This is a genomic window from Polaribacter sp. BM10 (assembly GCF_002005425.1).
GTDB lineage: Bacteria > Bacteroidota > Bacteroidia > Flavobacteriales > Flavobacteriaceae > Polaribacter > Polaribacter marinaquae.
In genome coordinates this window covers 3,189,750-3,213,773 of sequence record NZ_CP019704.1, presented here as the reverse complement: position 1 = coordinate 3,213,773, position 24,024 = coordinate 3,189,750, and the positions used below count along the sequence as shown (strand labels likewise).

General features: G+C 29.1%; 16 protein-coding genes. 5 read left to right on the top strand and 11 right to left on the bottom strand.

Annotated features, from left to right (window positions below; genetic code table 11):
* Positions 1–78: 78 nt before the first annotated feature.
* Entirely contained in the window at positions 79–3,222 is a 3,144-nt protein-coding gene (gene ccsA, locus BXQ17_RS14155) for a cytochrome c biogenesis protein CcsA (protein ID WP_077811264.1), read from the top strand.
* Between the two features lie 108 nt (positions 3,223–3,330).
* Positions 3,331–3,846 carry a hypothetical protein gene (locus tag BXQ17_RS14150; protein WP_077811263.1) on the top strand — a complete coding sequence of 172 codons (516 nt, stop codon included), beginning with the start codon at positions 3,331–3,333 and terminating at the stop codon, positions 3,844–3,846.
* An 81-nt stretch (positions 3,847–3,927) separates the two neighbouring features.
* Here BXQ17_RS14150 and BXQ17_RS14145 read toward each other — a convergent pair whose 3' ends face one another.
* From BXQ17_RS14145 to porU, 7 genes are all read right to left on the bottom strand, one after another.
* Positions 3,928–5,562, bottom strand: coding sequence for a LysM peptidoglycan-binding domain-containing protein (locus tag BXQ17_RS14145; protein WP_254712387.1), 1,635 nt, complete (start codon positions 5,560–5,562; stop codon positions 3,928–3,930).
* 5 nt (positions 5,563–5,567) lie between these two features.
* Positions 5,568–7,103: a glutamine-hydrolyzing GMP synthase gene (gene guaA, locus BXQ17_RS14140; protein ID WP_077811261.1), complete on the bottom strand. Its 1,536-nt coding sequence runs from the start codon at positions 7,101–7,103 to the stop codon at positions 5,568–5,570.
* Positions 7,104–7,204: 101 nt separating this feature from the next.
* The gene (locus tag BXQ17_RS14135; RefSeq protein WP_077811260.1) at positions 7,205–8,269 is read right to left on the bottom strand and encodes a 3-oxoacyl-ACP synthase III family protein; all 1,065 of its coding nucleotides are present in this window, start codon (positions 8,267–8,269) and stop codon (positions 7,205–7,207) included.
* A 122-nt stretch (positions 8,270–8,391) separates the two neighbouring features.
* Entirely contained in the window at positions 8,392–8,694 is a 303-nt protein-coding gene (locus tag BXQ17_RS14130; protein WP_077811259.1) for a group III truncated hemoglobin, read from the bottom strand.
* Between the two features lie 93 nt (positions 8,695–8,787).
* Positions 8,788–9,270, bottom strand: a complete 483-nt coding sequence (cdd, locus tag BXQ17_RS14125; RefSeq protein ID WP_077811258.1) for a cytidine deaminase — start codon at positions 9,268–9,270, stop codon at positions 8,788–8,790.
* A gap of 77 nt (positions 9,271–9,347) precedes the next feature.
* The gene (gene porV / locus BXQ17_RS14120) at positions 9,348–10,469 is read right to left on the bottom strand and encodes a type IX secretion system outer membrane channel protein PorV (protein WP_077811257.1); all 1,122 of its coding nucleotides are present in this window, start codon (positions 10,467–10,469) and stop codon (positions 9,348–9,350) included.
* A gap of 46 nt (positions 10,470–10,515) precedes the next feature.
* Positions 10,516–13,926: a type IX secretion system sortase PorU gene (gene porU / locus BXQ17_RS14115; RefSeq protein WP_077811256.1), complete on the bottom strand. Its 3,411-nt coding sequence runs from the start codon at positions 13,924–13,926 to the stop codon at positions 10,516–10,518.
* A gap of 201 nt (positions 13,927–14,127) precedes the next feature.
* Between porU and gldJ the strand changes: the two genes are divergently transcribed.
* Positions 14,128–15,807: a gliding motility lipoprotein GldJ gene (gene gldJ, locus BXQ17_RS14110; protein ID WP_077811255.1), complete on the top strand. Its 1,680-nt coding sequence runs from the start codon at positions 14,128–14,130 to the stop codon at positions 15,805–15,807.
* Between the two features lie 69 nt (positions 15,808–15,876).
* Complete coding sequence (murF, locus tag BXQ17_RS14105) at positions 15,877–17,133, top strand: UDP-N-acetylmuramoyl-tripeptide--D-alanyl-D-alanine ligase (RefSeq protein WP_077811254.1); 1,257 nt, start codon at positions 15,877–15,879, stop codon at positions 17,131–17,133.
* On the opposite strand, the gene BXQ17_RS14100 is transcribed toward murF, so the two are convergent.
* Positions 17,123–17,977 (bottom strand): N-acetylglucosamine kinase, encoded by an 855-nt coding sequence (locus BXQ17_RS14100; RefSeq protein ID WP_077811253.1) that lies wholly within the window; start codon positions 17,975–17,977, stop codon positions 17,123–17,125. The genes murF and BXQ17_RS14100 overlap by 11 nt on opposite strands.
* A 122-nt stretch (positions 17,978–18,099) precedes the next feature.
* Here BXQ17_RS14100 and BXQ17_RS14095 point away from each other — a divergent pair, with 122 nt between their 5' ends.
* Positions 18,100–18,840, top strand: coding sequence for a tyrosine-protein phosphatase (locus BXQ17_RS14095; RefSeq protein ID WP_077811252.1), 741 nt, complete (start codon positions 18,100–18,102; stop codon positions 18,838–18,840).
* 51 nt (positions 18,841–18,891) lie between these two features.
* On the opposite strand, the gene BXQ17_RS14090 is transcribed toward BXQ17_RS14095, so the two are convergent.
* From BXQ17_RS14090 to BXQ17_RS14080, 3 genes are read right to left on the bottom strand one after another with little or no spacing between them, the layout of a single operon-like run.
* A complete protein-coding gene (locus tag BXQ17_RS14090) occupies positions 18,892–21,297 on the bottom strand; it encodes a polysaccharide biosynthesis tyrosine autokinase (RefSeq protein WP_077811251.1) in 2,406 nt (801 codons plus the stop codon).
* A gap of 3 nt (positions 21,298–21,300) precedes the next feature.
* Positions 21,301–22,068 carry a polysaccharide biosynthesis/export family protein gene (locus BXQ17_RS14085; protein ID WP_077811250.1) on the bottom strand — a complete coding sequence of 256 codons (768 nt, stop codon included), beginning with the start codon at positions 22,066–22,068 and terminating at the stop codon, positions 21,301–21,303.
* 37 nt (positions 22,069–22,105) lie between these two features.
* The gene (locus BXQ17_RS14080) at positions 22,106–24,001 is read right to left on the bottom strand and encodes a nucleoside-diphosphate sugar epimerase/dehydratase (RefSeq protein ID WP_077811249.1); all 1,896 of its coding nucleotides are present in this window, start codon (positions 23,999–24,001) and stop codon (positions 22,106–22,108) included.
* Between the last annotated feature and the right edge of the window lie 23 nt (positions 24,002–24,024).

Genomic DNA, 24,024 nt, shown 5'->3' with positions numbered 1-24,024 from the left:
TAAATATACCGCTATCTAGAAGTTCTTTTGTGCTTTTATGCTTAAATTTGTAACTCTTTTAAAAAGCATTTCAAAAGGATGAAAAAATTATTAAATTTCCTATATTCTACTCGCTTAATGGCGATATTATTTTTCTTATTTGCAACTGCAATGGCAATAGCCACTTTTATAGAAAATGATTACGGTACACAAACTTCTAAAGCTTTAATTTACAATGCTTGGTGGTTTGAAGCTATAATGGTTTTCTTTGTAATTAATTTCTTTGGTAATATTTTTAGATATAAACTTTACAAAAAAGAAAAATGGCCCGTTTTAATGTTTCATGCAGCTTTTTTATTAATACTAGTAGGTGCTGGTATTACACGTTACCACGGTTATGAAGGTATAATGCTAATTAAAGAAGGCGAAACAACAGATAAATTTTTATCGGAAACCACATATTTAAATGCAATTGTAGACGATGGTAATTCGCAAAAACCAGAAATAAATGCACCTATTATGCTTTCTGCTTGGGGCTCTAATTCTTGGTCTTATGAAGATAATTTTAAAACTAATAAAAATGACATCGATTTTAAATTTGATTTGGTAGACTACATTCCGTGGGCAGAAAAAAAATTAATTGAAGATGAAAATGGTGTAGAACATTTGTTCTTTGTAGAATCTTCTGAAGGTACACGCCATGAACATTGGATAAAAAAAGGAACATTACAAAACATTCACGGTGTTTTAGTAGGTTTTGAAGCCGATAACAATAACGCATCTATTAACTTTACAAATAAAGATGGTGCATTAAAAATGATTTCTAAAGACGATGGAGATTGGTTTAGAATGGCAGATCAAAAGAAAGGAAAAGTAGTTAAAGATTCTCTTCAAAATTTTCAATACCTAACTTTACACAACATTGGTAAATTACAATTTGTAATACCAAAACCTGCAGAAAAAGGGATAATGAAAACAGTTAGCGGACCAAAAAGTGATAGTGTTTTAGACGTTATTACTATAGATGTAACGGCAAATAATGAGACCAAAAGAGTAGAACTAAAAGGCGGTAAATTTAATTCTGATGGTTCTAAAGAAGTTTCTGTTGGTGGCTTAAATTTTAGAGTTTTGTATGGTGCAAAAATTCTTACAACACCATTTAGTATTAAGCTAAACGATTTTCAATTAGATAAATATCCGGGTTCAGAAAGTGCTGCTGCATACGCTAGTGAAGTTACTGTAATAGATCCTAAAGAAACTTTCGATTATAGAATTTTTATGAATCATATATTAGACCATAGAGGTTTTAAATTTTTTCAAGCTAGTTACGATTTATCTGGAGAAAAAGAAGAAACACATTTATCTGTAAATCATGATTTCTTGGGAACTTTTGTAACTTATTTAGGTTACTCGCTCTTATATATTGGTATGATATGTATTCTTTTTGCAAAAAATACTCGTTTTGATGATCTTAAAAAAAGATTAACAAAAATTAAAAAGAAGAAGCTAACTATGTCTGTTGTATTTGCAATATTCTTATCTAGTTTTACTTTTGCACAACATCAAAATCAGCATCAACCAAATAAAATTACCAATCAGCAAATAGATTCTATTTTAAAAGCTAACATGGTAGATGTAGCACATGCAGAAAGCTTTAATAAATTGGTTATTCAGGATAATGGTAGAATGAAACCAGCGCATACTTTTGCTTCTGAGTTGGTAAGAAAAGTGAGCAAATCTGAGAAATTTAAAGGTATGGAACCTAGTCAGGTTTTATTATCTATTATAGAAAATCCTAGATTTTGGTTTGAAGTTCCTGTAATTTATTTAGAAAAAGGAAATACTCAAATTAGAGAACTTATAGGTGTTGCAGAAACTACAGAATATGCTGCATTAACAGATTTTATAACTCCTGTTGGTATTTATAAAATAGAAAAGAAAGTTGCAGAAGCACAAAAGAAGAAAATTAAAAATAAATTTGAAAAAGATTTAATTAAAATCGATAGAAGAATTGGTTTACTATATTCTGCTATTGGCGGTGGAATTCTTAAAATTTATCCAATACCTGGTGATGAAAACAACAAATGGGTTTCACAACCAGAAACTTCTGAAGCTAATTTTAAGGGAACCGATTCTGTATTTGTAAGACAATCTTTACCTGTTTATATTAATTTTTTACAAAAAGGTAAGAAAACCGGTAATTATTCAGATGCTGATAAAATTTTAGACGGAATTAAAAAATTTCAACAAAAATTTGGATCAGAAGTAATACCTACAGACAAAAAAATAGAATTAGAAATCTCATATAATAAAATTCAACCATTTCAATTGCTATCAAAGTACTATGGCTACTTAAGTTTTTTATTATTAATTTTTGTTTTATGGCAAATCTTTATTTCTAAAAAATGGATAAACAATACAGTTAAAATATTATCTTTTGGTGCTGTTGGTTTATTTCTGTTTCATACGTTAAGTTTAATTGCTAGATGGTATATAAGTGGTTATGCACCTTGGAGTAATGCATACGAATCTATTATTTTTGTTGCCTGGGCAACAATGTTATTTGGACTTTTCTTTGGACGAAAATCTGCACTTACAATTACTGCAACTACATTTTTAGTAGCGATTACCTTAGGTTTTGCACATCAAAACTGGTTAGATCCAGAAATTGCTAACTTACAACCAGTTTTAAATTCTTGGTGGTTATTGGTACACACTTCTATTATTGTAGCTAGTTACGGTCCGTTATCTTTAGGTATGATTTTAGGAATCTTTGCACTCTTATTAATGATTTTTACGAATGATAAGAATAAAAAGAGAATGGATTTAAATATTAAAGAAATTACCATAATTAACGAGATGTCTATAACTGTTGGTTTGGTAATGTTAACTATTGGTAACTTTTTAGGCGGAATGTGGGCTAACGAAAGTTGGGGTCGTTATTGGGGTTGGGATCCTAAAGAAACTTGGGCTTTAATTTCTATAATGATTTATGCGTTTGTATTACACATGCGATTGATACCTGGTCTACGAAGCAGGTACACGTTTAACTTGTGGTCTATTATTGCGTACGCCTCTATAATGATGACTTATTTTGGAGTTAATTTTTACTTGGCTGGTTTACATTCTTATGCTAGCGGAGACAGAGTAATTACACCAACATCTGTTTATTATTCTGTTGGTTTTGTATTAATAATAGGTGTTTTCGCATTTATAAAACACAAAAAATATTATAAAAAATAATTTTAAAAGGAAGTAACTTTATATTTTAAGAAGAAAATGTATTTTTGCTCACGAAAAAATCAATCATAAATATTCTAGTTTACTAGAAATCACAAAAGAAATACTTATATGTTTCATAAAAATATTAAATTAATTTTAGCCGGTTTAATTTCTGTTTGGGCTGTTTACCATTTTGCACAAGGAAATATCATGAACGGAATTTCAATCTTACTATTAGCAGGAATTTTTGTTTTATTTTATTTTAAAAACGAGTTTATTTTACTTGCTTTTTTACAATTACGTAAACAGAATTTCGAAGGAACAAAAAAATGGTTAGATTATATCAAAAATCCAGAGGCTGCTTTAATTGTAAAACAACAAGGTTATTATAATTATTTACATGGTATCATGTTAAGCCAAAAGAATATTACACAATCAGAAAAATATTTACGTAAAGCTGTAAAACTTGGCTTGTCTATGGATCATGATTTGGCGATGGCTAAGTTGCAATTAGCAGGAATTGCAATGACTAAAAGACGTAAAAGAGAAGCTACTAATTTAATGGCAGAAGCTAAAAAATTAGATAAACATGGTATGTTAAAAGAACAAATGCAAATGATGAAACAACAGATGAAAAAAATCTAACGTTTAATTAGCTTTATATTGCACAAAAAAATCCGATGAAATAATTTTCATCGGATTTTTTTTATAACTAAAACTCTAAGATTATTTTATTCTTGTTAAGGTTAAATCTTCATTATACTTTACAATAAACAAACCTTTATTTTCTACTATTTTAAAAAGCTTATCTGTATAATCAAACTTACTTTCTACTCTGTAAGAATAACCATCATCAAAAGTAGATTTTAAACTTTTTCCTGATGCCAAACGCACAAGAATATCATAAGTAACATCAAAACCTTTTGTAGCATATGCAGAAGGTAGAACTCCGTTTTTAGCTAAATAACTTTTATTAAAAGCCATGGCGCTGTAAGAATCTTCTCTAACATACTCATCGCTAACATAGGTAAAACCTAATTTAGCTAATTTAGAATTGTCTATTTTATCAAATGCGCTAACCTTATCAAAAGTAAATAATGATGCAGTTGTTTCTTCTGGCAAACTAATTAAACTATTTATAACACTTGCAATAATAATTTTATCGCTAGTTGTTAATACAACAATATTTTTCATGTTTGGTTTTAAAACATCTGTAAATTTTTGCTTTTTTATATAACCATCTTTTGGTGTGATTAAGCTAACACTGTTTATAGAATCGTGAGATTTTAAAACTTCTCTAATTTTATTAGAATCATAGTTAGAAGTTGATTTTCCATCTCCAACAATAATTATGTTTCCGTCATGAAAGCTTTCTTCTATATAACTTAACAACTTATCTCTAAATAATTTTTTATTTGGAGACGTTTTGATGATTCTACTAGAAGAAAATTTTGATTGCTTTTTAGAATATACCGGAAAAACAATAGGTGCATTTACATTATCTGCTACATATTCTACCTCTTCAGAATACAAAGGACCAATAATTACATCTTTCTTCTTAAGATTATTTTCTGCAACAATTGTTTTAATTTTTGTACTATTTCTACCAGTATCAAAAACTTCTACGTTTAATTCTACACCTTGTTTTCTTAACGAATCTATTGCTATTTCTGCACCCAAATATAAATCTGTAACAATATTTGCCAATCTACTGTTTCCAAAGATTTCATCGCTAGTTTTTGCTTCTAACTCTTGCGCTCTAAAAGGTAATAGAATTGCAGCATTTATAGAAACACCTTCTTTAATTTTGTCTACATAAACCAGTTCTTCTTCAAAAACATCTTCTAAAGGCATAATTTTTATAAGTTGCCCAAGTTTTAAACCATCTTTTAATTCTGGGTTTAATTTGATTAACTCTTCTCTTGAAACACTGTAAAACCTCGTCAAGCTAAAAAAAGTATCTCCTTTTTTAACTTCGTGAATTTTGAACTCTTTTTCTAACTCAGAAATTAACAAACTTCTTTGTTTTTCTTTTTCTGATATTAAATCAACGTCTAAGTTTTCTGTTTCCTTTACTTTAGAATTGTCTTCTGTTGCATTTTCATTCTTTACTTTTGAAATAGAATTACTTACCGAATTCATATTCTTGTTAGGAATAATAATTACAGTATTAGCATCCGGATTTTTATCTACATCAGGATTAAGACGCAATAAATCTTTGGTTTTCATATCTAATTTCTTAGCAATCTCACCAATAGATTCTCCTTCTTTTACTTTATATTGAATGTATTTTTTTTGCTGACCGCATGATACGGTAAACGTTAGAATACACAGAAAAACAAAAAATTTAAGATGTTTCATATATTTTATTCCCATTCTATAGTTGCAGGTGGTTTAGAACTAATGTCATACACTACTCTATTAACGCCTTTTACTTGATTTATTATTTTATTTGAAGTTTTTTGTAAAAATTCATAGGGTAAATTTACCCAATCTGCCGTCATTCCGTCTGTACTTTCTACAGCTCTTAAAGCAACAACTTTTTCGTATGTTCTTTCATCGCCCATTACACCAACAGAGTTTACAGGCAACAACATTGCACCTGCTTGCCAAACTTTATCGTATAAACCGTCTTCTTTTAATCCGTTTATAAAAACAGCATCAACTTCTTGTAAAATTCTTACTTTTTCTGCTGTAATATCTCCTAATATTCTAATTCCTAAACCTGGTCCTGGAAAAGGATGACGACCTAATAATTCTGAATCAATTCCCATAGAAGCACCAACTCTTCTTACTTCATCTTTAAAAATCATACGCAAAGGCTCTACAATTTTTAATTTCATATAATCTGGCAATCCACCAACATTATGATGACTTTTAATAGTTGCTGATGGTCCTCCGTTTACAGAAACCGACTCAATAACATCAGGATAAATTGTTCCTTGTGCTAACCAAGTTACGTCTTTTATTTGGTTGGCCTCGTCATCAAAAACTTCTATAAATGCGTTTCCAATGGCTTTTCTTTTTTTCTCTGGATCAGAAATACCTTCAAGAGCTTTCAAAAAACGTGCCGATGCATCTACACCTTTTACGTTTAATCCCATTCCTTCGTATTGTGCCAATACACTTTCGAATTCATTTTTACGTAAAAGACCGTTGTTTACAAAAATACAATATAGATTTTCTCCGATAGCTTTGTTTAAAAGAACGGCTGCTACTGTAGAATCTACACCACCAGAAAGCCCTAAAACAACTTTATCTTTACCTACTTTTTCTTTGATAGCGTTTACTGTGCTTTCAACAAAAGAATCTGGTGTCCAGGTTTGTGCTACACCAGCAATTTTTACAAGAAAATTTTCTAATAATTGTTTACCGTCTGTAGAGTGATATACTTCTGGATGAAATTGAATCGCATAGGTATCTTCACCTTTTATTTTATAAGCGGCATTTTCTACATCTTTTGTACTAGCTAATAACTCGCCATTTGTAGGTAATTCTTTAATTGTGTCTGAGTGACTCATCCAAACTTGGCTACCTTCAGAAATGTTTTCAAAGAAAGTTTCATTACCTTTTATGTACGATAAATTTGCTCTACCATATTCTCTTGTGTTTGAAGGTGCTACTTTTCCGCCAGAAAAATGAGCCAAATATTGAGCGCCATAACATACGGCTAACATTGGTTTTTTTCCTCTAAGATCTGTTAAATCTGGATGTAAAACATTTTCTCCTCTAACAGAATTTGGACTACCTGATAAGATAATTGCTTTAAATTCTGATTGATTTTTTGGTGGATGATTGTAAGGATGAATTTCACAATAAATGTTTAATTCTCTAACTCTTCTTGCAATAAGTTGTGTGTATTGCGATCCGAAATCTAAAATAAGTACGTTGTGTTGTTGCATGCGCAAAAATACTATTTCAGTTTAAATTTCAAATACAGAAATCGATATTTTTTACGAGAAATTAGAATTCGTTCATTTTAAGTAGAATTCGATTTAAAAGTTTAAATTTTATACACAATTGCATTGATATTCATACCAGCCCCAACAGAAGCTAAAATAACAACATCTCCTTTTGTAACAGCCTGATTTTCTATATTTCCTTTTAAAACTAAATCTAATAATGTTGGTACTGTAGCTACAGAACTGTTACCTAACTTATGTATACTCATTGGCATAATTGCTTCTGGCACTTTTTCTTTAAACAATCTATAAAAACGTTTTACAATTGCCTCGTCCATTTTTTCGTTAGCTTGATGAATAAAAATCTTCTTAACATCATTAATTCCGTAACCACTTTTATCTAAAGCAATTTTCATGGCTGCAGGCACATTTGTTATTGCAAACTCATAAATTTTTCTTCCATACATTTTTATGTATTGCGTATTGTCGGTTTCATTTAAATTATAAGATTTACCAAAATGTAAAAAATATGCTTCTTCATTTGCGAAAGTCTGTGTTGCATGACTAATAATACCAGAATCACCTGCTAAGGTTTGCTCTACAATACAAGCACCTGCGCCATCACTGTAGATCATAGAATCTCTATCATGTTTATCTACAATTCTAGACAAAGTTTCTGCACCAATTACCAAACACTTTTTTGCAATTCCGGCTTTTATAAATGCTTGCGCCTGTATTACGCCTTCAACCCAACCTGGGCAACCGAAAAGAATATCATACGCAACACAATTAGGGTTTTTAATATCTAATTTATGTTTTACCTTACTAGCTAAACTTGGTAGCGCATCTCCTTGAATTTGACCTTCTTTTAAATCACCAAAATTATGTGCTAAAATTATATAGTCTAATTCTTCTGAATTAATATTGGCATCTGCAATTGCTTTTTCTGCAGCAAAAAAAGCCATGTCAGAAGTATTTATTTCTGGTTTTGCATAACGTCTTTCTACGATACCGGTTATATCTTTAAACTTTTCTATAATTACATTGTTGTCTGCAGAAAAACTTGAACCGTCATTATTTAAAAAATCTGAGTTTAAAAATGTATTGTTTTCTACTTTTAAAGAAGGAATAAAGCTTCCGGTACCAGTAATTTTAGATGAAATCATATCTTAAGAGGTTTATCTCTCAAAAGTAAGAAAGCTATTTTGTTTAAATTTACTATGCATGCATAGTAATGGAAAGTTCAAACTGCTAATTTATTTCTAAAGTAAAAATTTAGAACAGTTGTTTAAGGCTTGTATAAATTCATTTTTAGTTGCATAACCGTAGCAATAGAGGTTGCTCTATCTTTCATTTGCTGTGCTATTTCACCAGAAAAATATGCATCAATAGTAGTAAATAAATACGATGTCCAAATGACAAAATGTTTCTTTTTAAACTTAATAAATGCATTTTTATCTATATGTTTTTGCATTGTATTGTTTTTATAAGTTGTAGTTTGAAACAAAATATCGTTCCAGAAATCTGTAATTATTTCTAAATACTCATTTAAATGATTATTAATTAAGATATCTTCAAAAAAAGGAAGCATTTAATCATCCTTTAGAAGTAAATCATAAAAATTAGTAATAATTAATTTTATGTCTTTTCTAGAAGAAATATCTTTTTTAATCATAAAAAATGATTACAAGTAAGAACTATCAAAAGAAAACGGCAATAAAGATAAAAGTGATTCCGTTTTTACAATTTCTCCAACTTCTCCCATAAATAAAAGAGGAAAAGCTTGTTTTTGCTTTATTTCATATTCCGATAAAGATTGTCTACAAGCACCACAAGGCCCTACAGGTTTATCTACTTTTGTAATTGTAGAACTTGCCGAAATTGCAAGTTTTATGATTTTAACTCCAGGATAGGTTGCTCCTGCAGCCCAAATTGCGACTCTTTCTGCACACATACCAGAAGGGTATGCTGCATTTTCTTGATTATTTCCTAAAACAATTTCTCCGTTTTCTAATAATAAAGCAGCACCAACATTAAACTTAGAATAAGGTGCGTATGCTTTCTTACGAGCATCAATTGCCATATTCATTAAAAATTTATCATCTTTAGATAACTCTTCTATATCGTTATAAACAATAGCTGAAGAAGATATTTTAATTTCTTTCATATTATAAAGTCAAAAAAAGCAGCCCAAAAATGACTGCTTTAAATATTGTGCTAAAATTACTAAAAAATTATGATTTTTTAATACTCATCGTAAATTTCACCTAAATCAAAAGATAATGAAAAACGTAATGAATTTTCTAATGGATTATTTACATCTGAAGAATTAATTAAATATGACAAATCGATGTTTAAAGCATTCGTTTTAAAGCCACCACCTAATGTAAAATATTGTCTATTTCCTTTATCTTCACTTTCATGAAAATATCCTGCTCTTAATGCAAAAGCATTGTTATATAAATATTCTGCACCAAAAGCGTAAGTTACTTCTTTTAATTCTTCACTAAAACCACCTGGAGCGTCACCAAAAGAACTAAAAATTCCGTCAATCCAACCTTTTTCATCATTAGGATCATTTACTGTTGGCACCAGTAATTTAGTAAACTCTACAGTTGTTGTAATTGTATTATAATCATCTAAAATAAAATCGAAACCACCACCTAATTTAAGGTTTGTTGGTATAAAATCTTCTTCACCTGGTGTGTAAGAAACCTTCGGACCAATGTTTGCGATATTAAAACCGATTCTATATTTACCATTAAAATTACCATAATTTTCTTCTAGAGATTGGTAATAACCAGAAACATCTACTGCAAAAGAATTAATTGGCTGTAAAGAATTACCAGAAGTTCCGTTAAATGCTAAATTAGATCTTATGTATTTTAAAGAAACTCCCATTGCAAAAGTTTCACTTAACTTTAATGAGTAAGAACCTGTTGCAACAAATTCGTTTGGATTTATAGATCCATTTTCTGCACCGTTGCTATCTGTTAGATCTATTTGACCCAAAGAGAAATATTTAAAATCTGCACCCCAAGCTGCATTTTCACTAAATCTATTAATATAAGAACCACTTCCTATAAAAATATCATCTGTTAAATTACGTAACCAAGGCGAATAGGTAATACCCGTATAAATTTGTCTATTGCTAAACGCTATTTTAGCAGGATTGTGAAACAATGAAAAAGCATCTGCACTTGTAGCAACACCAATATCTCCCTTACCACCTGCCCTAGCATCTGGTACAATTAATAAAAAAGGTGTAGCTGTTGTAATACCTCCTGTTTGTTGAGTATCTGTCTGTGCCGCAATTTTAAATGTTGCAAAAGCACTTAATAATAAACATAATCCTAATTTCTTCATTTTATATTGTCTGTTGAATTTTATTCTAATTACAAATATCTATATTTTATTGAAGTATTACTAATTTTTCGTACTTCTCTGACACTAAATTACTTGTTGTAGATTTAACTCTTAGTTTATAAACATAAACCCCTTTACCAATTTTATTACCAAAATCATCTAAACCATTCCAAGTTATACTTCTAGACAAATTACCAACCGTAATAATATTTCTATTAATAGTTTTTACCAATTTACCAGAAATTGTAAAAATTTGCACTTGTACTTCTAAATTTTCGTTTGGTTTATTATGGTTAAACCAAAACTCTGTATAATTTACAAAAGGATTGGGATAGTTTAATACGTTTTCTAAATTTAAAATTGCATCACTAACAACTACGAAGTTCAACGTTAATTCTGATGAGTTATTGTAGGTATCCCAAACTTTTATTTTTAAAGTGTGTGGGCCAACTTCTAAATCTCTTAATCTATAGGTAACTTTCCCTTTTGTAAAATCGTTTAATTCTGTCTGATAAAAGTCATTTAATACAATAGGATTTGTGGTGTCGCCATCTAAAATCCCAATAATATCGTGATCTACGGCAGTAATAGAAGTATTAATACCACTAACATCCGATAATACCGCAATTAAATTAGGAGAAGCATTTGTATTGCCACCGTCTATAAAAGACTCATCATTCATAAACAATTTAATTTCTGGGCCAACGGTATCTTCTGGTGCATTTTCATTAATACCACCAATTACCAAATCTATATTATAACCTGCTTTTTCTAATGTACCATTTTCTGCATAAAAACTTACTTTACCGTTTCCGAGTGCAATTTTAATATCTTTTGGCACAATAAAATCAAACTTAAACGCTCCGTTTTCTATACTAGATTTACCTCTAAATAACTTACTATCTTGTGTGTCAAAATCTAGAGTTTCTCCAAAACTATTGTTTCCTAAAGTTGTTTTATCAATAATTTTATCGAAAACTGTTGTAGATAAAACACCGTTAAAATTATTTAAAACAGCATCTGAATTATTAACAATTACACCCTCGAAACTTACTTTAGACAAAGCTTTTAAAGTATCTAATGGTTGCGAAATATCTTTACCGTTTAATTTTGTGATTTTTATATTTGGTTCTGGCACTGCAAGTTTCATTGCCGGGTCTCCGAATGAATAGATAAAAAACTTTTGTATACTCGAAAAATTATTTTTTGCTTGTGTTAGAGATTCTGCAATTGTAAATTTTTCATCATTAAATTCTAGTAAAATTCTAATTAAACTTTCATTAAATTGTTGCCCAACATTTATAAAAACCTCTCTTGTTGTAGTAATCATACTAGATGCGCCGCCGTTTTTATTCCATAATGTTAACTCACCTGCAGTAATTCTACTCGGATTATCGAATCTAGAAAAATCACAAGTAACTGTAATTAAAAGAGGTAACGTATTAATATTATTAAACTCTTGAATTTGAGGTTTTTCTAATATCCTTTCTGCTGCAAAACCATCTTCACCACCGTGCCCAAAATAATCAAAAACTAAAGTACCTTTTTCTATTACATTCGTAATTGCTGTTTTTACTTCCGGATAACGTTCTCCACCAGAAGAATTTTGTTGTACAAAAGCATCAGCATAAATTTTACTAACATTAAAAATTGGTTTTCTATTTTTAATTTCATCAGCAATCGACTCTACACCTTTCTGAATTGGTATATCAAAATCATCATCTATATCATCTGCTAAAAGGGTTACTGTATTTCGCCAATCTCCTTTAGAGCTTTCATCATAATAACTTAAAATTTTAGTTACAACATCTTCTGCTTGCGATATTCCTGTAACCGGTATTCTGCTAGAAACAACATCTATGGTATGAGAAGAACTCATGCTACCCTCATTTGCATCTAACATCACAAAAAAATCATCTGTTACATAAGAAAAAGCCAAGTTAAAGTGATAAATATCATCCGTTTGAGAAGGTAATTTAACCGGAACCACATTATTGTTATTTGCAATTCTATCTTTGTAATCGTATGAAGAATCGCCAAAGAAACATACAAATTTTAACTTTTTATCTTTGGATGAATTGGTTGTATATAAATGTCTTATAAAATCTCGAATACCTGTAATATCTTTAGAGCCAGATGCAAACTCATTATAAATTTCATCTAAAACAACAACCTTTGTCGATAATCCGGAATTTGCTTGATGATAATCTGCCAATCTTTGTGCTTGTGAAACCAAATCTTTGCTAGTAATTACAAGATAATTTATATCTTTTAAAGCATGTAAATTTTGATTTTCTATTCTCGAATTTTCAATAGTTTCTGGTATATAAAAATCCGAAGAATTTAATACAACATATTCATTTAAAACTCCTCCATTGGCTTTAAATGTAAAATCTGAAGTAGAACTTTCGTTAGTTATTAATTCAGGATTAATTGCATTCGTTACATCCCAAACTTGGTAAATTTCCGATGCATTTTTTATTTGAAACTCAACTGTGCCACTCGCATCAAATTGATTAAAACTTCTAAAACCAAATTGTTTACCGTTTGCTAAAAGATTTTTTTTACCATAAATCTCAATAAAATCTAAAAAAGCATTTGCAGACGGATTTCCGTTATTGTTGTAATTTAATTCTAAAGTAATTGCGTTTGTTGGGTTGCTAAATGCTGCAGTTCTTTCTGATGTTACTGCTTTTGTTAACGAACTCGGATTTAAACCACTAAAACTAAGCGTATATAAATCTGTATTATTTGCTTTTACCGATAATGTAGATGATGAAATGGAATTACTTACAGCTCTTGTTCTAATAAAAATATCTTCATTTGCCAATACTTTATCAAAAGGTATTGTAAAACTCTGTGTATTTTCGATATTAAAATTGTCATCAAAAAACCATTGTGTACCTGCACCTAACAAGTTAATCTCTTCTTTTTCATAAAAAATAAAATCATCAAAGTTAGAAATTTGTGTAACTGCACTATTTGTGTTTATAGCTTTGTTTTGAATTCTTTTTCCGGCAACATTACCTACTGTTATAAAATAATAAGCCTTATCAGAATATATATTTTGTCTATGTTTAGCACTTTTGTTTGCAGTATCTAAAACCCAATCGTGAGGACCTTTCGCATAGAATAAAATAAAATCGTTGGCATCGAAACTACCGTCAGATTCACCTTCTACATAAATAGCATTTTCCTGTAAATCTTGATACCTAAAATCATTATTTACAAACGGCAATAAAGCACCACCGTTACCATAAATCCTTATATTTTGAGGGTTTATATTATTTGTAGAAACTCCAATTCTTTGTAATAAATTTCTATCGATCTTAAAAACCCCCGTTGTGTCTACAGAAAATTTAAACCAGTCTCCAGAAGCCAAAACAGATGAATTTACTTGTGCGTTTAATTGCAACGCACAACATACTGTTAGTATTAGTAGAAGATTTTTTTTCATAAAATAGTAATCAAATAACGTAAAATAAGTGTTTATATTTTAACAACTACAAATATAAGTTATACTAAATATATAAAGCTTACGTTTAATAGAATGTGTATAAAAAATTGATGCGTTAAAATTTATATTTTTCTTGCACAAAATTTTATTTATTGTAAATTGCATCCTTAATAAAAACCCTAAATAATTTTCGATTAGGAAATGGAAAAAATTTTTAAAATATCTTTAGTTGTTTTCACAACATTGCTTTTAGCAAATTGTAATAGATCTACAACTGGTAAATCTAGATTGACTGGTTTATCTTTTAACGATCCTAAAAACGGAAATTATATAAGAAACAGCTCTTTCGAAGGCCAAGAAACTCCGTTAGGAATGGTAGATATTGAAGGTGGTTCTTTTACAATGGGGCAAGTTCAAGACGACGTAATGTTCGATTGGAATACAACTCCGAAGAAAATTCACGTTCGTTCATTTTTTATGGATGAGGCAGAAGTAACAAATTCTGAATACTTTTTATATGTGCAATATATGAAAGATGTTTTCTCTCCTTCTGAAGAGAAATACAAGCACATTTACAATTCTACTTTACCAGATACTTTAGTATGGAGAAAAAGTTTAGGTAATACCGATATTTTAACAGAAAATTATTTTAGACACCCAGCATATGCAGATTACCCAGTTGTTGGTGTTACTTGGTTACAAGCTAATGAATACTGTAAATGGAGAACAAACGCAGTAAACTTAAAAAAGTTAATTGATAAAGGTCATATCAAAAACATTTTTGAATCTGACTCTACAAGAAACTTTTTTGATACAGAAAGATTTTTAAATGATTCTGATAGGCTTTTTGATGGAGATACAACAATTTATAAAAGAGGTGTAAGAACCAGAGTTGTAAGACAAAAAGGTGATCCAAAACCAGGAAAAGATGATTTTCAAGGTAGAAAAATAACACAAGCAGACGGCGTTCTTCAACAAAAATTTAGATTACCTACAGAAGCAGAATGGGAATTTGCAGCAAAAGCAATTGTAGAAAACAGAGAATATAATACTGTTAGAGGAAGAAAAAAATATGCTTGGAATGGTAAATACACAAGAGCTCAAAAGAAAAGATTTAGAGGAGACCAATTAGCTAACTTTAAACAAGGTAAAGGACAGTATAGTGGTTTACCAGGTTGGAGTTCTGATGGTTCTGATATTCCTATTAGAATTAAATCTTACCCTCCTAATGCCTTCGGATTATATGATATGTCTGGTAATGTAGCAGAATGGGTTGCTGATGTTTATAGACCAATTATCGATAACGAAGCAAATGATTTTAATTATTTTAGAGGTAATTTATTTACTAAAAAAATGATAAATCAAGAAGGAAAAGTTGTTATTGTTGGTAATGATGTAGCTGTAGAATATGATACTTTACCAAATGGTAGCGTTATACCAAAACAACTACCTGGAACAATTAAATATGTCCCAATTACAAAAGATGATGCATCTTTTAGAACTAATTTTTCTAGAGCAGAAAATGCAAATATTAATGATGGTGATTTAAATTCTAGTAGATTTTATGAAGATGATGAAGATCGTTTTGCTTCTAGACCAAGTATGTATAATTCACCAAAAAAACCTGCAAGATTTAGAGACTCTTTATCTGGTAGAGATGTATTAATAAATGATGACAAGAAAAGAAGAACGCTAATTAGCGATCAAACAAGAGTTTATAAAGGTGGTTCTTGGGCAGATAGAGAGTATTGGTTAGATCCAGCTCAAAGAAGGTATTTACCAGAATATATGGCAACAAACTTTATTGGTTTTAGATGTGTTACAGACAAATTTGGTCCAATGACATATAAAAAACGTACTGCCAGAAATCCTAGTAGATAATACACGTAGATTTAAAAAAAACCAACCTCATTGTAACTTCACAATGAGGTTTTTTTATATCTTTATTTTATGAATATAACAGAAATCTATAAGCTTTACTCTAAACACTACTTAGTAGATACAGACACTAGAAAAATTAGAGAAAACACACTTTTTTTTGCTTTAAAAGGAGCTAATTTCAATGGAAATAAATTCGCAGCAGAAGCTATAAAAAAAGGTGCTAGTTTCGCTATTATAGATGAAGAAGAGTATCATAATAATAAAACTACAATTCTTGTAACGAACGTTTTAGAAACTTTACAAGACTTAGCTCGCCACCACAGAAAGCAGTTAAAAGCTACAATTATTGCACTTACAGGTAGTAATGGTAAAACAACTACAAAAGAATTGATAAATGTAGTTTTATCTAAAAAATATAACACAAAAGCAACAAGAGGAAACCTTAACAATCACATAGGAGTTCCATTAACACTTCTTTCTTTTACTCCGGATGTAGAAATGGGAATTGTAGAAATGGGAGCAAATCATCAAAAAGAAATTGAATTCTTATGTTCAATAGCGAATCCAGACTATGGATATATTACAAATTTTGGAAAAGCACATTTAGAAGGTTTTGGTGGTGTAGAAGGTATAATTAAAGGCAAGAGTGAATTATACGATTATTTAAAAAAGAATAATAAAACTGTCTTTATTAATACTGATGACGAGCTTCAAGTACAAAAAACTAATGGTTGTAATACAATTCATTTTAATAATTCTATAAAATTAATTGACGCTTCTCCTTTTGTTAAATTATCATTTAACAGCAACATAATTACAACCAATCTAATTGGATCTTATAACTATAATAATATTGCAGTTGCAATTACTATTGGTAATTATTTTAAAGTTTTAGAAGCAGATATACAATCAGCAATCGAAAAATACACACCAACAAACAATCGTTCTCAAATAATAGATAAAGATAGTAATTATATCATTTTAGATGCCTACAATGCAAATCCTTCGAGCATGAAAGTTGCTTTAGAAAACTTTGTTAGATTAGAGTCTAAATTTAAAACTGTTATTTTAGGTGATATGTTTGAATTAGGTAGTTCTGCTGAAATAGAACATCAATATATAGTCGATTTAGCTGATAGTTTTAACTTCGAAAACACATTTTATGTAGGCGAGAATTTTTATAAAACTACAACAAAAAATAAAAAATTAATTTCATTTTCAGAATTAGAAGATTTTATAAAAAAGAATCCTCTAGAAAATCAAAAAATATTAATTAAAGGATCTAGAGGAATGGGTTTAGAAAGAATATTAAATTTTATAGATTAATATTTTCTTTATGATATTCTAACAGGTTATCTATTGGTCTTTGTATTACATCAGTAATTTTAAGATTGTATTTACTTGCAACTTTTTCTAAAATATCACTAAAATAATGCGCAATAGAACCAATAAAATAAATTTTTGTTGATTCGTCTTTGTTATAAGGCAATATTCGATATTTAAAAAATTCTTGAAATCCTTTTTTGATCAACCTCTTAATATATTTTTCATCTTTAAAATCGAACATAAATTTAGCAAATGTTGCCAAGTACATATTAGGATTCGCTTCTTTATAAATATTATTTTTTATAAAATCTGCTTCTAAATTAAACTCATTTTCAAATTTTGAAGCTATTTTTTTTGGCATATTTTTGTAGTAATAATCTATAATTAGTTTTTTTCCAAAATAATTACCACTTGCTTCATCCATCAAAATATATCCAAGAGAAGGCACAACCATTTCCATGTGATTACCATCAAAATAGCAACTATTAGAACCGGTTCCTAAAATACATACTATTGCTGGTTCTTTACCTGTAGCAGCATAAACAGCTGCCAACATATCTTCAGCAATAAAAACCTTGGCATTTACAAAAATAGTTTCTAATACTTTTTTTAATACTGCAGTAGGTTTTGGTGTACCACAACCTGCACCATAAAAATGAATTTCTGTTACATCATCTTTAATATTTATAAGCTGAAACATATTAATAATTCTATTATGCAATTCTTCTTCCTCTACAACTACAGGATTCAATCCCAAAGTTCGAACTCTAAATTCTTCTTTTTTATTCGTATTTAAAGCAATCCAATCTGCTTTTGTAGAACCTCCGTCTGCAATTAAAATCATAATATTATTGTTTTAATCAAATATATAATAACTTCAATCAATTGGCAATAGCTATTAAAACTTCAATCGTTTTCGTTTCAAAGAAATTATAAATTAGTATTTTTGCAAAAAATAAAACCTTTATGTTTTTCTTTAAAAAGAAAGAAATTCCGTTAACAGATTTCTTTACAAATAATTTTGTTGATATCCATTCTCATTTACTTCCAGGTATAGATGATGGTGCTAAAAATATTGATAACTCTGTAGAATTAATTTTGAAAATGTATTCTTATGGAATAAAAAATTTTATAACAACACCGCATGTTTTAGGCGACGTATATTCGAATTCATCAGAAACTATAAAAAGTAAATTAGAAGAAGTAAGAATTGCTTTAAAAAACAAAGGCTATAGTGACATTAAAATTAATGCTGCTGCAGAATACATGATGGACGAGCAATTTATTGATAGACTTAAAGTAAATGATATTTTGACTTTAAAAGGAAATTACATTCTTGTTGAGATGTCTTATTTTAATGCTCCAATGAATTTATATGATGTACTTTTCGACATTCAGTTGAAAGGATACAAACCAGTTTTGGCACATCCAGAGAGATATAACTTTTTTCATAATGATTTACAAAACTACCATAAACTTAAGAAAGCTGGTTGTTTATTTCAGTTAAATCTATTATCACTAACTGAGCAATATGGTAAAAATGTTCAAAAGATAAGTAATGAATTATTAAAACAAAACCTTTATGACTTTGTTGGTTCTGACACACATCATAAAAATCATTTGCAGTTACTAAAAAAGATTGGAACTCAAAAAAATCTAAAAAAAATAAAACATTTACTAGATAACAATAGTAAAGTATTTAACTAAAAAAAAGGAGCAATTAAAATTGCTCCTTTTTTTGTGTTTTTATTAATAATTTTAACTTCTGTTAAAAATTTTTCCGAACCAAGATTTCCCTTGTTCTTCCTCTGCTAAATAACCATAACCATAGCCACCGTATCCGTATCCATAACCATAACTTCTCTTAGGGTCTGTGTCATTTAAAACGATAGACATATTAGGTAAACGCTTATTTTTATAAAGTTCTTGAGGTACCGCTAATAAACGTTTATCTAAATAGTTTGCTCTAACAATATACAAGAACATATCTGCATACTTAGAGATTAGCAAAGTATCTGTTACTAAATTAACAGGTGCAGTATCTACTACAACATAATCATAATCTTGTTCTGTATCAATTTCTGCAAATAAATTCTTTACGTTATCACCACTTAATAATTCTGCAGGATTTGGAGGTATTGCTCCAGAAGAAATAATATCTAATGTTGGCGCCTGCGGAATTTGAAACTTTAATTCGTCAAGCGTCAAATCGTTGCTCGTAATATAATTTGTTACACCTTTTTTACTTTCTAAACCTAAATATTCAGTAACCTTTGGCGCTCTTAAATCCATACCAATTAGTAACACCTTCTTACCAGATAATGCTAATGTTGCAGAAAGATTTATCGAAATAAATGATTTACCCTCTCCACTTGTTGTAGAAGTGATAAAAATAAATTTCTTAGAACCTTTCTTACTCGCTAACATAAAATCTAAATTGGTTCTAACCAAACGAAAAGCTTCGGAACCACTAGAACGAGCATCGCTACCAACGATAACTTTTTCTTTAGATTCAGATCTAGGTATGTCACCTAAAAAAGGAACTGTTAATGCACTTTCGATATCTTTTTTACTGTGCACCTTTGTATCTAAAAGATTTCTTAAATATATTATTACAAAAGGTACAATTAAACCTAATAATATTGCCGCTAAATAAATGATTTTCTTCTTAGGAGAAACAGGAACTCCAGAACTGTAGGCCTCATCTATAATTTTAGCATTAGGTACAGTAACTGCTAGAGAAATTGCCGTTTCTTCCTTCTTCTTTAATAGATAAGAATACAAACCAGAAATAATTTCTTGTTCTCTTTCAATATCGATATAACCTCTTTCTAACAACGGTATTGTAGAAACTTTGTATTTAACTTTATTAGCTTCTTTATTTATCTGATTGTACTGTGTTTCTAAAGATGCTATTAAATTTGAAATACTTTGTTTTAAATTAATTTTAAGGATTTCAATTTCTTTATTGTATTGAATAATTTGCGGGTTTTTACTTCCTGCATTCACACTTAATCTATTTTTTAGTAAAACTAAATCATTAAATTGCTTGATTGATTCAGCTATCGAGACATCTGAAAACCCTAAATTTTGTGGTAAAGTTTCACTATTATTAGAATTTTTTCTGATGTTTTGGTAAACACCTTTAGCTATTTCAAGTTCTGTTTTTACTGCAATTAATTTATCATTATTAGCATTTGCAGTGGCTAAGGCCAATTCTCCTTCACCTGAAAGACCTGTAATATTATTATCAGTCTTAAAATCTTTTACTTTGTCTTGTATTGCACTTAAATCTCTACCGATAGCCTCCAATCGATCATCTATAAAATCTTTGGTTTTCTGTGATACTTCACTTTTATCTGCAATCGCATCTAAATTATACTGCTTTACCAATTCATCTAAAAAGTCTTCTGCTTTTTCCTGAACGGGATACGTGATAGATAAATTTAATACACTCGCATTTTTATTCACAGGAGAAATATTAACCGCATTTTTAAATTTATCAATTATTTTATCCCTTCTTATAATTGTTATGATAATTTCGTTTAGTTCGTCATTAGATGTTTTTTTTCTTTCAATAATAAATTGACCTAAATCTGAAACAACAAGCTCGCTATAACTATGTTTAGAAATAACAACACCCTGTAAATTTTTTAATTCATATTTATCATTGGATGTCAAACTGACTAAAAAAGAAGTATCTTTTCTACGCTTTAAAAATTCTTCACTAAAGTTTGTTAATTTTAAATTAATAGGATTAATAGCTCCATATATCTCAGACCTTTTCACTCTTCCTTCCCTAGAATAGATGGTTGTAAGGTTTAAAGAATCTACAACAGTTCCAATAATTTTTCTTGATTTTAAGATTTCAATTTCATTATCTGTATTATTGGCAGAACTACCACCAACAATACCCATGTCTTTAAAAGCTTCTAACTCTTTAGATATACCTGATTTTTGATTATCTTTTATTAAAATTGATGCAGAAGCACTATATTCTGGTGTACTATACCTTAAATATAAAAATGCTAAAATAAATGAAACAAAAACACCTAATACAAACCATTTCCAATGATAAATATATTTCTCAATTTCTTCTCTTATATTTATTGTTTCAGTTGATTCATCAAAGTTTAATGAATTACTATCTTTGTGTATTTGCATTTTTTACCTTGTTATGAGAGATACTATCGTTATAATTAAACCTGTAACTGATATAAATAAACTTGTATTTGTATTTGAAGAAGCAGATTGAATTCTTGCATAATTATGTTCTACATAAACAGCATCGTTTTGTTGAAGATAATATACCGGAGAGGTTAAGGTCTTATTTGAAGTCAAATCAACGAAGTACTTATTTTTTTGATTATTTTCTTCTCTAATCACCATCACATTTTTTCTTTTACCAGAAATATTTAAATCACCTGCTAAACCTATAGCATCTAAGATACTAACACGTTCGTTTGGTATTGTATACGTTCCTGGCTTCTTAACATCTCCATAAACTGAAATCTTAAAATTAGAAATACGTATGTTAATTGTTGGGTTTTTGATATAATCCGGATCTAATTTATTTTTAAATAACTCAAGAGCTTCTTCTCTTGTAAGTCCACCTAATTTTAATTTACCCAATACAGGAAAATCAATTTCTCCTTTACTATCTATCAAATAAGCTTGTTGCCTTGGTTGTCCAACAGCAGAATTTGAAGTACCAAAAGACGCTACTGGTAAATTGAATGGCTTCGTAGCTTCCAAATCATCAGAAGAAATTGTAATTTGTAATAAATCGTCAGGTTTAAAAATTGTTTCAAATTTGTTACTCACCTTATTTTGGTCAATTTCATCAAATTGAAAATAGGCAATATCTTTATTAGAAACACATGCTGATGCAGTAATTATTAAATAAAGTAAAAAAATAAATTTAATCTTATTCATGTAAAATTTTTTTCAAAAATAATATAAAAATCAAATACTAACTAACATTATCTAATTTTTCAAATTCAGAATTATTTGATACGTATTCGGGCACTAAACCTTTCATAACAGCGACTAAATCGCTATTATTTAAATCACTAAAAGTAGTCGTTAATTCTTCAATTTTAGGTTTAATCTCTTTTGCATCTATTTTTTGAGTCTTCGCAATCATAATTTTTTCATGATAGGTCTTAATCGTATTTTCTCCATTTGCCAATAACTCCTCATATAATTTTTCACCTGGTCTTAAACCTGTAATTTTTATGTCAATATCTTCTGGATATTTTAATCCAGATAAATAAATCATTCTTTTTGCTATTTCAAAAATCTTTACAGATTTCCCCATATCAAAGATATAAATCTCTCCTCCTTTCCCCATGGTACCAGCTTCTAAAACCAAACTACACGCTTCAGGAATCGTCATAAAATACCTTGTAATTTCTTTGTGAGTAACCGTTAAAGGACCTCCTGCTTCAATTTGCCTTTTAAATAGAGGAATTACAGAACCGTTAGAACCTAATACATTACCGAATCTAGTAATTGTAAATTTGGTTTTTTTAGACTTTTTACTTACACAACTTACATATAATTCGGCTATTCTTTTAGATGCGCCCATTACGTTTGTCGGGTTTACAGCTTTATCGGTAGAAACCATTACAAATCGCTCTATTTTATTTTCAATAGCTAAATCTGCTAAATTTTTTGTTCCTAAAACATTCACTTTTATAGCTTCATAAGGAGATTTTTCCATTAAAGGTACATGTTTATATGCAGCGGCATGAAAAATTCTTTGAGGTTTGTATTTTTTAAAAATTCTTGAAATTTTAAATTTATCTCTTACATCAGAAACAATAGCAACAAAGTTTGTAACACCTTTCTGAATCAATTCTTGTTGTAAATCATACAAAGGTGATTCAGCTTGATCAATTAAAACAATCAATTTACAATTATAAAGGCTTAATTGTCTAGAAATTTCACTTCCTATAGAACCTGCAGCGCCTGAAACTAAAATTACCTTTCCTTCAACTTCTCTCTGAACGATAGGATTGTCAATTAAAATTTGTTCTCTGTCTAATAAATCTTCAATATTTACTTGCTTAATTTGATTTGCTTGTAAATCTCCATCAATCCATTTAGTTAAAGGCGGTACAATTTTAACTTCTACATTTAGCTTTATTAAACTGTCCGTTATCTCAAGTAACCTGCTAGGTTTAATTTTCTGTATCGAAATAATAACTTCTGTTATATCATGCTTATCGATAAAATTTTGATCGATCATTGATATATCATAAACACGAATCCTATCAATTTTTTTATTTACTTTATTTTTATCATCATCAATAAAACCTAAAATTTGATAACTTCCTTTTCTTTCTCTATTTAAAGCACCATAAGTTATAATTCCGGAATCACCAGCACCATAAATCAAAGCATTAGTTATTGTATCTAACTCTGTTGAAATAATTTCAAAAAACGCTTTAAACACATATCTACTTATAATAAGCACAAAAACAGATACTAAATAATGTATTAATATGATAGAATTCGGAATTGTAAAAGATGGATAAATCTTAAAGAGTTGATTAAATACAACAATAAAACTTAAACTTATACTTAAAATCGTAACACCTATAAAAACGTTAAAAACATCCTTTGTTCCTGTATGTCTAATAACCCCTTTATAAGAACCAATAATTAAAAAGCTTAATGCTGAAATTATAACGACAATTGTTAGTTGTGGAATAACATTTTTTATATCAAAATCGAAACTTATATCAAGCCTTATAGAATAAGCCATAATAAAGGATAAACAAACAAGAAGAATATCTATCGCAAAAACAACCCATTTCGAGGCATATTTATTTAACGCTTTTAAAAAAAAATTTCTTATCATTATTTTTTGAGATATAAAAAACG

Bases quoted from the DNA above. Each gene is read 5' to 3' on its own strand.
- BXQ17_RS14130 (WP_077811259.1), bottom strand. From the start codon at position 8,694: ATGCTTCCTTTTTTTGAAGATATCTTAATTAATAATCATTTAAATGAG.
- cdd (WP_077811258.1), bottom strand. From the start codon at position 9,270: ATGAAAGAAATTAAAATATCTTCTTCAGCTATTGTTTATAACGATATA.
- guaA (WP_077811261.1), bottom strand. From the start codon at position 7,103: ATGCAACAACACAACGTACTTATTTTAGATTTCGGATCGCAATACACA.
- BXQ17_RS14085 (WP_077811250.1), bottom strand. From the start codon at position 22,068: ATGAATAAGATTAAATTTATTTTTTTACTTTATTTAATAATTACTGCA.
- BXQ17_RS14150 (WP_077811263.1), top strand. From the start codon at position 3,331: ATGTTTCATAAAAATATTAAATTAATTTTAGCCGGTTTAATTTCTGTT.
- ccsA (WP_077811264.1), top strand. From the start codon at position 79: ATGAAAAAATTATTAAATTTCCTATATTCTACTCGCTTAATGGCGATA.
- BXQ17_RS14095 (WP_077811252.1), top strand. From the start codon at position 18,100: ATGTTTTTCTTTAAAAAGAAAGAAATTCCGTTAACAGATTTCTTTACA.
- gldJ (WP_077811255.1), top strand. From the start codon at position 14,128: ATGGAAAAAATTTTTAAAATATCTTTAGTTGTTTTCACAACATTGCTT.
- BXQ17_RS14090 (WP_077811251.1), bottom strand. From the start codon at position 21,297: ATGCAAATACACAAAGATAGTAATTCATTAAACTTTGATGAATCAACT.
- BXQ17_RS14145 (WP_254712387.1), bottom strand. From the start codon at position 5,562: ATGAAACATCTTAAATTTTTTGTTTTTCTGTGTATTCTAACGTTTACC.
- BXQ17_RS14100 (WP_077811253.1), bottom strand. From the start codon at position 17,977: ATGATTTTAATTGCAGACGGAGGTTCTACAAAAGCAGATTGGATTGCT.
- BXQ17_RS14080 (WP_077811249.1), bottom strand. From the start codon at position 24,001: ATGATAAGAAATTTTTTTTTAAAAGCGTTAAATAAATATGCCTCGAAA.
- porU (WP_077811256.1), bottom strand. From the start codon at position 13,926: ATGAAAAAAAATCTTCTACTAATACTAACAGTATGTTGTGCGTTGCAA.
- BXQ17_RS14135 (WP_077811260.1), bottom strand. From the start codon at position 8,269: ATGATTTCATCTAAAATTACTGGTACCGGAAGCTTTATTCCTTCTTTA.
- murF (WP_077811254.1), top strand. From the start codon at position 15,877: ATGAATATAACAGAAATCTATAAGCTTTACTCTAAACACTACTTAGTA.
- porV (WP_077811257.1), bottom strand. From the start codon at position 10,469: ATGAAGAAATTAGGATTATGTTTATTATTAAGTGCTTTTGCAACATTT.